Raw genomic sequence first — 12,713 nt, forward strand, 5'->3', positions numbered from 1 at the left:
CTGTCGGGTGCTGTTTTTTCCGACAAAAGAAGGCGCGTTTGATGCTGTTCACCCTCAAAAAGGTCATCGGCAGCCTGCTGATGCCGCTTCCCTTACTGCTGATACTGATGGCGCTGGGTCTGCTGCTGCTGTGGTGGAGCCGCTGGCAAAAAACGGCCAAAACGCTGGTCACTCTCAGCTGGCTGCTGCTGCTGGCAGTGAGCCTGCAACCGGTTGCTGATGCGCTGCTGCGCCCGATTGAGCAACGCTATCCGACCTGGCGCGGCGGCGGCGCGGTGCCTTACATCGTGGTGCTCGGCGGTGGCTATACCTGGAACGCCGACTGGGCGCCCAGCGCCAATTTGATCAACAACAGTCTGCCGCGGTTGACCGAAGGGGTCAGGCTGTGGCGCGCGAATCCCGGCAGTAAAATGATTTTCACCGGCTACGCCTCCCGCCACAATCCGGTCAGCACCGCCGAGGCCGGGTCGCGCGTGGCTCAGTCTCTTGGCGTCCCGCAGCGGGATATTATCGTGCTCAGTTCGCCGCGTGATACCGAAGAAGAAGCCGCCGCGGTGGCCACGGTGGTGGACAATCGCCCTTTTCTGCTGGTCACTTCGGCCAGTCATTTACCGCGGGCGATGACCTTTTTTCAGCGGCAGGGACTGCATCCCCTCCCGGCCCCGGCTAATCAGTTAGCCATCACCTCGCCGCTCAATCCGTGGGACAAATATACCCCCGGTGCGCAGTGGCTGATGCACAGCGAACGGGCGACGTATGAGCGTTTAGGCAGGGTGTGGCAGTGGCTTAAGGAGTGAACACGGGAGGCCGTGATGCCTCCCGCCGGCCATCAGGCCATCGCCGCCCGCACGCGGGCTAAATCTTCCGGCGTGTCGACGCCTACGCTGGGCACCGCTTTCGCCACCGCGACGTGTATCTTTTCGCCGTACCACAGCACCCGCAGCTGCTCCAGCAGCTCGATCTGTTCCAGCTGGCTGGGCTGCCAGGTGACGTAGCGGCGAATAAATCCGGCGCGGTAAGCATAAATCCCGATGTGGCGCAAAAAGCACTCGCCAATCGTCTCGCGATGGTGGGCAAAGCGTTCCCGATCCCAGGGGATAGTGGCACGGGAAAAGTAGAGCGCATAACCGTGCGCATCGGTGACCACTTTCACCGCGTTGGGATTAAACGCCTCTTCCGCACTGTGGATCGGCACCGCCAGCGTCGCCATGCCGGCGGCACAGTTGGCCAGATTGGTGGCCACCTGGTGTATAATCACCGGCGGGATCATGGGCTCATCGCCCTGCACATTGACGATCACCTCGTCATCGGCAAAGCCATAGTGCTCAATCACCTCCGCCAGACGCTCGGTACCGGACTGATGGTCGCTGCGGGTCATGCAGGCCTCGCCGCCCGCCTGGCGCACCGCCTCGGCCACCGCCTCGGTATCGGTGGCCACAATCACCCGTCGGGCGCCGGACTCCAGCGCGCGCGCCATCACGTGCACCACCATCGGCTTGCCGTTAATCTCTTTCAGCGGCTTGCCCGGCAGGCGGGTGGAAGCATAGCGCGCCGGAATGATGGCCACAAAACTCATGGATGAATCTCTTCCAGGCCCAGCGCGCGGGCTTCGGTTTCCAACAGCACCGGAATGCCGTCGCGCACCGGATAGGCCAGGCCGTCCGGTTTACAAATCAGCTCCTGCTGCGCTTTGTTAAAGTAGAGCTTGCCGTGACAAACCGGGCAGGCGACGATGTCGAGAAGACGATGATCCATAATTCCTCCGTAAGATCCTAATGGTCACAGCATAACACAGGGCAACCGCGCGGCTTAGTGTGCCCGCGACCCCTCGCCGGTCTGGGCTTTGCGGCGGGTCACGCCGCGGATAATTTGCTGCAGCAGCGCCCCGGCCTGCGGCTCGGGCAGCTGCGCGGTGACCGGCAAATACCACCAGTTGTCAGCGGCAAAGCCGCGGCACTTCACCGCGTCTTTTTCGGTCATTAACAGCGGCTCCCCGTGGGGGGTCAGCGCACGCAACGCCGCGGGCTGATAAGCCTGGTGATCGGCAAAAGCGTACGTACGCAGCGGCCGGATGCCCAGCCCCTGCAGCGTGGCAAAAAAGCGCGGGGGATGTCCGATCCCGGCCATGGCTATCGCCTGGGAAAAGTCCGGCGCCTGCGCACCGTCGGCCGTAGTCTGCAGGCGGGTCAGCTGTCCCGGCTGCAGGCGCATGGGAAGTTCCCCCTCTCCGGCAGTCCCCCCGTTGACAATCACCGCGTCCACGCTGGCCAGTCGCGACGCACGCTCGCGCATGGGGCCGGCCGGAAGCCACCAGCCGTTGCCAAAGCGCCGCTCGCCGTCTACCACCACAATTTCCACATCGCGGGCCAGGGCGTAGTGCTGCAAACCGTCGTCGGTAATCACCACGTCCAGCGGTTGCGCGGCCAGCAGCGCTTTAACCGCCTCGGCGCGCTGCGGCGCCACCGCCACTGGCGCGCCGGTGCGTTGATAAATCAGTACCGGCTCATCGCCGGCCTCCGCCGGCGTGCTCTCTGCGCTCAGCAGCAGCGGATAGCGCGTGGCGCGCCCCCCATAGCCCCGCGAGACCACCCCTACGCGCAGACCGCGCGCGCGCAGCTGTTCCACCAGCCAAATGACCACCGGGGTTTTCCCGTTACCGCCGGCGGTCAGATTACCGACCACCACTACCGGTACCGGCGCACGCCAGCTTTTCCGCCAGCCAAGCCGGTAGCTCAAGCGAATCAGGCCGGTGATCGCGCCGTACAGCAAACTGAGCGGCAGCAGCAGCCAATACAGCGGCGAACGGCCGCTCCACAGGCGCTCAATCATTGGCCAAACTGCATTTTGTGCAGCTGTGCATAGGCACCGCGCAGGTTCAGCAGCTCATCATGCGAACCGCGCTCAACAATCTGACCATCTTCGATCACCACAATCTCATCCGCCTGTTCAATCGTCGACAGGCGGTGAGCGATCACCAGCGAGGTGCGGTTCTTCTGCAACTCATCCAGCGCCGACTGGATCGCCCGCTCAGATTCGGTATCCAGCGCCGAGGTTGCCTCATCCAGGATCAGAATTGGGCAGTCGCGCAGCAGCGCGCGGGCAATGGCGATACGCTGACGCTGACCGCCGGAGAGCAGTACGCCGTTCTCGCCGATAATGGTGTCCAGCCCCTGGTCCATCTTGTCGATGAAGTCTTTCGCGTGGGCCAGTTTCGTTACCTCTTCAATCTGCGCGCGGCTGTACTGCTCCTCCCGCGCGTAAGCGATATTGTTGGCGACGCTGTCATTGAACAGGTGGACATTCTGCGACACCAGCGCCACCTGATTTCGCAGTGAAGCCAGCGTGTATTCTCGCAGATCGTGGCCATCCATCAGGATTTCACCCTGCTGGATATCATAAAAACGGGTCAGCAGACTCGCGAGGGTCGATTTCCCCGAACCGGAACGGCCAACCAGCGCCACGGTTTTGCCCGCTGGTATATGCAAATTGATGTTTTTCAGCGCCGGGATATCGCGCCCGGGATAGGTGAAGGTGACATTTTTGAACTCAATGTCCCCCCGCGCACGGGTCACCTGACGATGACCGGTGTCGCTCTCCTGCTCGCTATCGAGGATGGAGAACAGCGTCTGGCAGGCCGCCATGCCGCGCTGGAACTGGGCATTGACGTTGGTCAGCGACTTTAGCGGGCGCATCAGGGCAATCATGGAGGAGAATACCACGGTAATCGTACCGGCGGTCAGCGTCTCCATCACGCTGGGGAAGCTTGCTGCGTACAGCACAAACGCCAGGGCCAGCGAGGCAATCAGCTGAATAATCGGGTCTGAAATGGACGAGGCCGACACCAGCTTCATCCCCTGCTGGCGCATGCGGTTGCTCACTTTATCAAAACGCTGACTCTCCACCTGCTGGCCGCCAAAAATCAGGACTTCTTTATGCCCCTTCAGCATTTGCTCGGCGCTGGTCGTCACCTGCCCCATGGTGTTCTGCATGTTTTTACTGATATTGCGAAAACGCTTCGAAACCAGGCGAATCGCGAGGGATACCACCGGCGCCAGCACGATCAGGATCAGTGACAGCTGCCAGCTGTAGTAAAACATCATGATAAACAGGCCAATGATTGATGCGCCCTCGCGCACCACCGTCACCAGCGCGCCGGAAGAGGAGGACGCGACCTGCTCCGAGTCATAGGTGATGCGCGACAGCAGGGTACCGGTCGACTGCTTGTCAAAGAACGCGACCGGCATACCCATCATGTGGCTGAACAGGCCCCGGCGCATATTCATCACTACGTTGCCCGAAACCCAGGAGATGCAATAGCTGGAGATATAGCTGGTGACACCGCGCATGAGCATCAGGCCTATAACCGCCAGCGGCATCCATAGCAGGACCGATTTGTCCGCTTTGCCAAAACCGTCGTCGAGTAAAGGTTTCAGCAATGACAACATCAGGGTATCACCTGCCGCATTGAGCACCAGCGCAACGGCTGCTACGGCGAGCCCGGCCTTGTGGGGAGCGATCATCGGCCACAGGCGGCGAAATGTTTGCCACGTTGAAAGATCTTTATCGAGATGCATGTCATTACCAGCTTCAGTGAAATAGCCGCTCATTCTACCTGGAATCCCGCGGGACGCCAAACCACGGATGATACCAGCGCGGCAATATTTGCTCTCGCAAACCGCTGACGCGCAGCCTGTGGCGATAAAATGTTACCGCGATCTGGCCAGAAACGGCGGTGTCATACCACGCAATCCCCGCCGATCGATAGCGTGCCACCACACTTGCCGCCGGAAGCCGCCACGGGCTGTAACGCGCCGCCGAGGCCAGCGCCACCGTGGGGCGCAGCCGGCGCAGCAACACGGGCGTTGAGGAGGTCCGGCTACCGTGATGGGGGACCTGCAGGACATCGACCGCGCCGCGATCGCCCCACTCCGCTACCAGCTGCCGTTCAGCCTCCCGCTCCATATCTCCGGTTAACAGCACGTGAAATGTCCCATCGTGAATCAGCAGCGCGCAGGAGTCATTGTTGTCCCCGCGATGCGCACCCGCTGGCGGCCAGACGACCTCCATGTCCAGCCCCTGCCAGCGCCAGCGATCGCCCCGTGAACAGCCCCGCGCCGCCGGAGCAAAGTTACGCCGCACCATCAGATCCGGCCAGCGCAGCAGCAGGCTGGCGGCACCGCCGATATGATCGCGATGCGCGTGGCTCAGCACCAGCATGTCTGGCCGGAGCCCCTGCCACTCCAGCCAGGGCACAATCGTGCGTTCTCCCGCGTCGCCGCCCGACCAGCTGCCGCCACTGTCATACAGCAGCGCATGCCCATGGCGTGAAAGCACTACCGCCAGGCCGTGGCCCACATCCAGCATATCCAGCCGCCAGCGCACGCTGGGATCGGACGCTCGCAGCTGGGCGATCGCCAGCGGCAGGATGAGCAGCGCAACGGGCCAGCGTACGCTGGCACCGAGGTAGAGGGCGATCAGTAGCAGCAGCCCCATCACCAGGCCTAATGCACCATCGCCGCTGACCGCGTACCAGGCCGGAGGCAGTGCGCGCAGCGACGCGACAGCCCCGTTCAGCGCCAGGTCCGCACCGCGCCAGCACAGCGTGCTGAGTGCAGGACAGGGTAATAACAGCAGCGCCAGCAGGATCAACGGTACCACCAGCAGCGAGACCAGCGGTACCGCGATCAGATTCGCCGCCAGCGCACTCAGACTCAGGCCGTGAAACAGCCACAGCTGTGCCGGCAGCAGCAGCAGCATGATAATCAGCTGCAGGTGCACCAGCTGCAGCATTCTCCCGCACCGGTAGCGGCGCAAAGTCGCCGGTAACGGCAATAACCAGTATCCCAGCAGCATCGCCGCCACCGCCAGTACCGACAGCCAGAAGCTATCGGCGAGAAGAGTGAGTGGATCGACTAACAAGACCAGCGCAACGCAGAGCAGCCAGACTTGCGTACCGGAAACATGCCAGCCGCGCAGGCGGCAGATAGTCCAGCAGCCGATGGCCACCAGCGCCCGCTGTGCCGGCGGCTGGCCGCCGGAGAGCCACGCATAGGCCAGCGCCGTCAGCGCCGCGCAGTACAACGGCCAGCGGTAGCCAATACGCCACGCCGGCAGCGGGAGCTGGCACAGCCGCCCCAGCAGCGCCCCAAATGCTGCCGCGAGGCCAATGTGCATTCCGGAAATGGCCATCAGGTGGGCGGTACCGGTTTCCCGCAGCAGCTGCCGCTGTTCACCCGTGAGGCGACGGCGATCGCCAAACGCCAGCGCACTCAGTAGCGCCGGCTGCGCTGCCTGCGCATAGTGGCCTTCAGCGCGCTGAATCAGTTGCGTGCGCGCATCACAGCTGCCGCTTCGCGCCCGCGTGGTGAGGATGCGCCCGGTCAGCGGGGTATGGTTTGCCAGAGCCCATCGCTGGGCATCAAAGCCCCCCTCATTGAGCTGCGCATGGACCGGACGCAGACTCAGTGTGACGATCGCCGACATGCCAGCGCACCAGCCACCGCCGCCGCGCAGCCCAACCCGCGCGTACAGCGGCGGATAAACTGGCCGGCCCTGCCACCAAAGCAGCTGCACCGTCATCCGCCGGTCGTCCGGTACCGCTTCCACTACCCGCACCTGTAGCGTGGCCGGTTGCGCAATTAGCTGTTCAATCTGGGTTATTTCCCGCTGTGCATGCAGCGCGACCCAGGTAAAACCCAGCAGCATCAGCGCCGCCTGGCGCAGTGGGCGCAAGCGGGCCTGCAGCAGCAGCAAAGCCAGAGCGATCAGCGCCGCCAGCGCCAGCGGCGACGGCAGTTGCGGTAAGATAAGCAGCGGCAGCATGCCCAGAACCAGGCAGGCGGCGGCGCGGGTCAGAGTCATCATGGCGCTCCCACAGCGTAGAGGGAGGCATTGTCGCTGCCGGAGAGGAGAGGCACCGCGGAGAAAACGGCGCTATGCGGCGGGGGTGCAGAAAAAGTTGCCGCCGTTGCCAGCAAAACCTAACGCTATGCGGCACAGGCCGCAAAAAGGCACCGGTAAAAAAAAACGACACCGGAGTGTCGTTTTCGTCGATTCATCGTGCTTAGCCGTAAATGTTAGCGCGATCCCGCAGCTCTTTGCCCGGCTTGAAATGGGGAACATATTTGCCCTCCAGATCCACTTTGTCACCGGTTTTAGGATTACGACCGGTGCGCGGTGCGCGGTAATGCAAAGAAAAGCTGCCAAACCCCCGGATTTCAATGCGTTCGCCACCGGCCAGGGTACTGGCCATGTGCTCAAGCATCTCTTTTACCGCATCCTCAACCGCTTTCGCAGGAATATGAGATTGCTGGCTGGCAAGTCGTTCAATCAGTTCGGACTTGGTCATGGATCCTCCGGATTATCCCTACAGGAAAAATGTGAGACAGCGCCTTACACATCAGGGTGGCTGTCGCCACCCTGTTTGGCTGGAGCGTGATTACTCGCCTTTTGCCGCTTTAAATGCTTCTGCCATTGCGTTGGAGAAGTTAGCGTCATCCTGCTTGTTGTTGACGGTGGCGATAGCGTCTTTCTCATCCGCTTCGTCTTTCGCACGAACAGACAGGCTCACTACGCGGTTCTTACGATCCACGCCGGTGAATTTCGCTTCAACGTCGTCACCCACGCTCAGGAGCAGAGTGGCGTCTTCTACGCGGTCACGGGACGCTTCAGAAGCGCGCAGGTAACCTTCTACGCCGTCAGCTAATTCAACTGTAGCACCTTTCGCGTCAACAGCAGTCACTTTACCGTTAACAATCGCACCTTTCTTGTTCAGAGAGATGTAGTTGTTGAACGGATCTTCTGCCAGCTGCTTAACGCCCAGGGAAATGCGCTCGCGCTCTGCGTCAACCTGCAGTACAACGGCAGCGATTTCGTCGCCTTTTTTGTACTCACGAACGGCTTCTTCGCCAGTCGCGTTCCAGGAGATGTCAGACAGGTGAACCAGACCGTCGATGCCACCGTCCAGGCCGATGAAGATACCGAAGTCAGTGATAGACTTGATTTTACCTTCAACGCGATCGCCTTTGTTGTGGGTCTCGGCGAACTGCTGCCATGGGTTAGATTTGCACTGCTTCAGGCCCAGGGAGATACGACGACGCTCTTCATCAATGTCCAGCACCATCACTTCAACCACATCGCCCACGTTAACCACTTTGGACGGGTGGATGTTTTTGTTGGTCCAATCCATCTCAGAAACGTGAACCAGACCTTCAACGCCTTCTTCGATTTCCACGAAGCAGCCGTAGTCAGTCAGGTTGGTCACGCGGCCGGTCAGCTTGGTGCCTTCCGGGTAGCGCTTAGCGATAGCGACCCACGGATCTTCGCCCAGCTGCTTCAGACCCAGAGAAACGCGGGTGCGCTCACGGTCGAATTTCAGCACTTTCACGTTGATTTCATCACCAACGTTGACGATTTCGCTCGGGTGCTTAACGCGTTTCCACGCCATATCAGTGATGTGCAGCAGGCCGTCAACGCCGCCCAGGTCAACAAAGGCGCCGTAGTCAGTGAGGTTCTTAACGATACCTTTGACTTCCATGCCTTCCTGCAGGTTTTCCAGCAGCTGATCGCGCTCTGCGCTGTTCTCAGACTCGATAACCGCACGGCGAGAAACGACAACGTTGTTGCGCTTCTGATCAAGCTTGATCACTTTAAACTCAAGCTCTTTGCCTTCCAGGTGCAGGGTATCGCGGACCGGACGCACGTCAACCAGGGAGCCTGGCAGGAACGCACGAATACCGTTCAGCTCAACTGTGAAGCCACCCTTCACTTTGCCGTTGATCACACCGGTCACAGTTTCAGCGTCTTCGTAAGCTTTTTCCAGCGTAATCCAGGCTTCGTGACGTTTGGCTTTCTCACGAGACAGCTGGGTCTCACCGAAGCCGTCTTCTACTGCGTCCAGCGCAACGTCAACTTCGTCACCTACCTGGATTTCCAGCTCGCCGGCTGCGTTCTTGAACTGCTCTGCAGGAATAGCAGATTCAGATTTCAGACCCGCATCAACCAGGACGACGTCTTTGTCGATAGCAACAACAACGCCACGAACGATGGAACCCGGGCGGGTTTCGATTTCTTTCAGGGACTCTTCAAAGAGTTGAGCAAAAGATTCAGTCATATTGATAATCTTAGGATTCTTCAATTTAACGTCCACCTGACATCCTGACGGGTGGGGTTGTTTCACATACCCGATGACCTTCCCTGTCACCGGGGTACTGCATTCGGTTAAGCCGAGGGCAAAGCCAGCGTCTTACGCGCATAGTCTAGCGCGATTTCAATGACTTGCTCAATGCTCATCTGGGTAGAGTCCAGCACCAGTGCATCACTGGCGGGCACTAACGGTGCCACTGGGCGATGGCGATCGCGGTCATCCCGCTCTTTTATCTCGGCTAAAAGGCGCTCAAAGTTAACACTAAAGCCCTTTTCCTGCAACTGCAGCATGCGACGCTGAGCGCGCTCTTCCGAACTGGCGTCGAGGAAAATTTTGACCGGCGCATCGGGAAACACCACCGTGCCCATATCGCGTCCGTCGGCAATCAGCCCCGGCGCCTCGCGGAACGCACGCTGGCGACGCAGCAACGCCTCGCGCACGCGCGGGAAGGCCGCCACTTTCGACGCCGTATTGCTGACGTCCTGGCTGCGGATCGCCGCGGAGACATCCTCGCCTTCCAGCACCACGCTTATCTCGCCCTGCTCGGCAATAAACCGCACGTCCAGATGGGCCGCAATGGGCACCAGCGCCTCTTCCGAGGTAATGTCAACGTGATGATGCAGCGCGGCCAGCGCCAGTACGCGATAAATTGCGCCGGAATCCAGCAGGTGCCACCGCAGATTCTCCGCCATCGCTTTACACAGTGTGCCTTTACCCGCACCACTTGGGCCATCAATGGTGATTACCGGGACTGTAGCTGTCATCTGTTTCTCCTGTATGGCTGCGCGGTTACCTGTTCACCAGGTAAAGATCGCGGCGTATTATACGCACCCTGACGCCGTATCGTTACCCCTAAAGCATAGTCGGCGACAAAAAACCTTACAGCGGCGGTGATTAAAGAGACAGGTGCCCGCCGACCGGCGGGCAATCGGAAGGAATCAGGCCGGCTGACTGATGCTGGCCAGACGTTCAAAATAGTCGGGGAACGTTTTCGCCGTACAGGCCGGATCAAGAATGGTCACAGCCGTGTCAGACAGCGCCACCAGCGAAAAACACATCGCCATGCGGTGATCATTATAGGTGCCGATTTCAGCGTGGGTTAACGCCGCCGGCGGCGTGATGCGGATGTAATCGTGCCCTTCCTCCACGTCTGCGCCCACTTTACGCAGCTCGGTGGCCATCGCCGCCAGGCGATCGGTCTCCTTAACACGCCAGTTATAGATGTTGCGCAGGACCGTGGTGCCCCGGGCAAACAGCGCGGTAGTAGCAATGGTCATCGCGGCGTCGGGGATATGGTTCATGTCCATATCGACGGCGTGCAGTTCACCGCGGGTACAGGCAATGTAATCCTCGCCCCAGGAAATCGTTGCGCCCATGTTTTCCAGCACATCGGCAAAGCGAATATCGCCCTGTACGCTGTTACGCCCGATGCCGGTCACCCGCACGGTACCGCCTTTGATCGCGGCCGCCGCCAGAAAATAGGAAGCTGAAGAAGCATCCCCCTCCACCAGATAGTCGCCTGGCGACTGGTACTGCTGCCGCCCACGCACCACAAAGCGACGATAGTTATCGTTTTCTACCTCAACGCCAAAACGCGCCATCAGACTCAGCGTGATAGCGATATAAGGCCGGGATACCAGTTCGCCGGTGATGCTGATGGTGGTATCCTGCGGCGCCAGCGGTGCAGCCATCAGCAGCGCCGTCAGAAACTGGCTGGACACCGAACCGTCGACGCTGACTTCGCCACCGCGGAAGCCGCCCTGCAAACGCACCGGCGGATAGTCGGTTTGCTCCAGATAGGTAATCTGCGCGCCGCCCTGGCGAAGCGCGTCCACCAGATGACCAATTGGGCGCTCTTTCATCCTGGGCTCACCGGTGAGCACCACGTCCCCCTGTCCGAGGCACAGCGCAGCCGTCAGCGGGCGCATCGCCGTACCAGCATTCCCCAGAAACAGCTCTCGTGCGCCCCGCGCCTCGAGCGGTCCTCCGTTGCCGGTCACTTCACAAGTGGTGCGGTCCGCCGACAGGCGGTAGTCAACGCCGAGCGCCTGCAGCGCATTCAGCATATGTCGCACATCATCGCTGTCCAACAGGTTAGTCAGCCGGGTGGTACCCGAAGCCAGCGCCGCCAGCAGCAACGCGCGATTGGATACGCTTTTAGAACCGGGCAGATTGATAACGCCGTCAACGTGGGCAATCGGCTGTAAAGTCAGGGAGTCCTGCATGTCACACTTATCTCCAGAGTATATGACGCCGAAACCCCGCGGCAGGCGAGGTTTCGGTTTGCTCCTGCCGGGGCAGGAGGATAAAACGACAGCTGCGCCTTTAGCCGTGGCGGCGGGCGAAATCAGTCATAAAGTCGGTGAGGGCCTTAACGCCGTCTAACGGCATCGCGTTATAAATCGAGGCGCGCATGCCCCCCACCACGCGATGGCCTTTCAGCGCATGTAAACCGGCAGCAAATGACTCTTCCAGAAACAGCTTATCCAGCGCCGGATCCCGCAGTTGGAAAGGGACATTCATTTTGGAGCGGTTTGCCGCGGCCACGTCGTTGCGGTAAAACTCGCTGCCATCGATAGTGCCGTACAGCAGCTCGGCCTTCGCCTGATTCACCCTGGCCATCTCAGTCACACCGCCCTGTGATTTCAACCACTTAAAAACCAGACCGGAGAGGTACCAGGCGTAGGTCGGCGGCGTATTAAACATTGACTCATTTTCTGCCAACACCTGGTAATCCAGTATCGAAGGCAGCAGTGGACTGGCGCGACCCAGTAGATCCTCGCGTACGATAACCAGCGTCAGCCCCGCCGGGCCAATGTTCTTCTGCGCACCGGCGTAAATCACGCCGTAACGGCTGACGTCAATCGGCTGCGACAGGATGGTGGAAGAGAGATCGGCGACCACCACTTTGTCACCAAAATCTGGCTGCTCATGAATGGCGATGCCATCAATGGTCTCATTTGGACAGTAGTGGACGTAGGCCGCGCCGTCGCTCAGCGCCCAGTTGCGCATCGCCACCACGGCGCGCTTGCCGTCAACCTGCGTCAGCGCGTCAATCACGTTCGGGGTACAGTATTTCGTGGCTTCTTTAATGGCGCTGTGTGCCCAGTAGCCGGCATCAATATAGTCGGCGGTAGTGGCCTGCCCGAGCAGGTTCATCGGCACCGCAGCAAACTGTGCGCGGGCACCACCGTGGCAGAATAAAACTTTGTAGTTCGGAGGGATTTTTAGCAGATCGCGAAAATCTTTCTCCGCCTCTTCCGCCACCTGAATAAATTCCTTACTGCGGTGACTGATCTCCATTACGGAGGTTCCCAGCCCGTTCCAGTTAGTCAGTTCCTGTTCTGCGCGACGGAGCACTTCCACCGGCAGCATGGCCGGTCCGGAGCTAAAATTGAAAACCTGTGTCATTTCCCCTCACCACATTGAGCAATCGTTTCTGTTCTCGCTATCGGTTTTATCATCGCCTCCGGGCGGCTGCAATGCTTAATCCGGCCAGCTCGCGTTTTTTCTGTTGGTCTGCGTAACAGCTTATGCCGTAAATGAAAGCCAACGCGGAATAAAACGT

11 protein-coding genes are annotated in these 12,713 nt (G+C 60.1%); 1 reads left to right on the plus strand and 10 read right to left on the minus strand.

Going from position 1 to position 12,713, the window contains the following annotated elements:
- The first annotated feature begins 41 nt into the window (after positions 1 to 41).
- On the plus strand, positions 42 to 797 hold the full coding sequence (elyC, locus tag BS626_RS04410; RefSeq protein ID WP_075181189.1) for an envelope biogenesis factor ElyC: 756 nt from the start codon (positions 42 to 44) through the stop codon (positions 795 to 797).
- A 32-nt stretch (positions 798 to 829) separates the two neighbouring features.
- Here elyC and kdsB read toward each other — a convergent pair whose 3' ends face one another.
- The 10 genes from kdsB to serC all read right to left on the minus strand — a co-directional run bounded on the left by kdsB (position 830) and on the right by serC (position 12,556).
- Positions 830 to 1,576, minus strand: a complete 747-nt coding sequence (gene kdsB / locus BS626_RS04415) for a 3-deoxy-manno-octulosonate cytidylyltransferase (protein ID WP_075181190.1) — start codon at positions 1,574 to 1,576, stop codon at positions 830 to 832.
- Positions 1,573 to 1,755, minus strand: a complete 183-nt coding sequence (locus BS626_RS04420; RefSeq protein ID WP_075181191.1) for a Trm112 family protein — start codon at positions 1,753 to 1,755, stop codon at positions 1,573 to 1,575. Before BS626_RS04420 ends, kdsB begins: the two co-directional genes overlap by 4 nt.
- Before the next feature lie 54 nt (positions 1,756 to 1,809).
- Positions 1,810 to 2,829, minus strand: coding sequence for a tetraacyldisaccharide 4'-kinase (lpxK, locus tag BS626_RS04425; protein WP_075181192.1), 1,020 nt, complete (start codon positions 2,827 to 2,829; stop codon positions 1,810 to 1,812).
- Complete coding sequence (msbA, locus tag BS626_RS04430; RefSeq protein ID WP_075181597.1) at positions 2,826 to 4,574, minus strand: lipid A ABC transporter ATP-binding protein/permease MsbA; 1,749 nt, start codon at positions 4,572 to 4,574, stop codon at positions 2,826 to 2,828. Before msbA ends, lpxK begins: the two co-directional genes overlap by 4 nt.
- 34 nt (positions 4,575 to 4,608) lie before the next feature.
- Positions 4,609 to 6,864, minus strand: a complete 2,256-nt coding sequence (locus BS626_RS04435) for a DNA internalization-related competence protein ComEC/Rec2 (protein WP_075181193.1) — start codon at positions 6,862 to 6,864, stop codon at positions 4,609 to 4,611.
- A 199-nt stretch (positions 6,865 to 7,063) separates the two neighbouring features.
- On the minus strand, positions 7,064 to 7,348 hold the full coding sequence (ihfB, locus tag BS626_RS04440; protein ID WP_075181194.1) for an integration host factor subunit beta: 285 nt from the start codon (positions 7,346 to 7,348) through the stop codon (positions 7,064 to 7,066).
- Between the two features lie 90 nt (positions 7,349 to 7,438).
- Positions 7,439 to 9,112 carry a 30S ribosomal protein S1 gene (gene rpsA, locus BS626_RS04445; protein WP_075181598.1) on the minus strand — a complete coding sequence of 558 codons (1,674 nt, stop codon included), beginning with the start codon at positions 9,110 to 9,112 and terminating at the stop codon, positions 7,439 to 7,441.
- A 107-nt stretch (positions 9,113 to 9,219) separates the two neighbouring features.
- Positions 9,220 to 9,909 (minus strand): (d)CMP kinase, encoded by a 690-nt coding sequence (gene cmk / locus BS626_RS04450; RefSeq protein ID WP_075181195.1) that lies wholly within the window; start codon positions 9,907 to 9,909, stop codon positions 9,220 to 9,222.
- 174 nt (positions 9,910 to 10,083) lie between these two features.
- Positions 10,084 to 11,370: a 3-phosphoshikimate 1-carboxyvinyltransferase gene (gene aroA, locus BS626_RS04455; RefSeq protein ID WP_075181196.1), complete on the minus strand. Its 1,287-nt coding sequence runs from the start codon at positions 11,368 to 11,370 to the stop codon at positions 10,084 to 10,086.
- Between the two features lie 100 nt (positions 11,371 to 11,470).
- Positions 11,471 to 12,556: a 3-phosphoserine/phosphohydroxythreonine transaminase gene (gene serC, locus BS626_RS04460; RefSeq protein ID WP_075181197.1), complete on the minus strand. Its 1,086-nt coding sequence runs from the start codon at positions 12,554 to 12,556 to the stop codon at positions 11,471 to 11,473.
- Between the last annotated feature and the right edge of the window lie 157 nt (positions 12,557 to 12,713).

Source organism: Pantoea sp. 1.19 (genome assembly GCF_001922585.1).
Lineage (GTDB): Bacteria > Pseudomonadota > Gammaproteobacteria > Enterobacterales > Enterobacteriaceae > 1-19.

Excerpts from the sequence above, each read along its gene's own strand:
- lpxK (WP_075181192.1), bottom strand. The coding sequence starts at position 2,829 with ATGATTGAGCGCCTGTGGAGCGGCCGTTCGCCGCTGTATTGGCTGCTG.
- rpsA (WP_075181598.1), bottom strand. The coding sequence starts at position 9,112 with ATGACTGAATCTTTTGCTCAACTCTTTGAAGAGTCCCTGAAAGAAATC.
- aroA (WP_075181196.1), bottom strand. The coding sequence starts at position 11,370 with ATGCAGGACTCCCTGACTTTACAGCCGATTGCCCACGTTGACGGCGTT.
- ihfB (WP_075181194.1), bottom strand. The coding sequence starts at position 7,348 with ATGACCAAGTCCGAACTGATTGAACGACTTGCCAGCCAGCAATCTCAT.
- elyC (WP_075181189.1), top strand. The coding sequence starts at position 42 with ATGCTGTTCACCCTCAAAAAGGTCATCGGCAGCCTGCTGATGCCGCTT.
- BS626_RS04435 (WP_075181193.1), bottom strand. The coding sequence starts at position 6,864 with ATGATGACTCTGACCCGCGCCGCCGCCTGCCTGGTTCTGGGCATGCTG.
- BS626_RS04420 (WP_075181191.1), bottom strand. The coding sequence starts at position 1,755 with ATGGATCATCGTCTTCTCGACATCGTCGCCTGCCCGGTTTGTCACGGC.
- serC (WP_075181197.1), bottom strand. The coding sequence starts at position 12,556 with ATGACACAGGTTTTCAATTTTAGCTCCGGACCGGCCATGCTGCCGGTG.
- cmk (WP_075181195.1), bottom strand. The coding sequence starts at position 9,909 with ATGACAGCTACAGTCCCGGTAATCACCATTGATGGCCCAAGTGGTGCG.
- msbA (WP_075181597.1), bottom strand. The coding sequence starts at position 4,574 with ATGCATCTCGATAAAGATCTTTCAACGTGGCAAACATTTCGCCGCCTG.
- kdsB (WP_075181190.1), bottom strand. The coding sequence starts at position 1,576 with ATGAGTTTTGTGGCCATCATTCCGGCGCGCTATGCTTCCACCCGCCTG.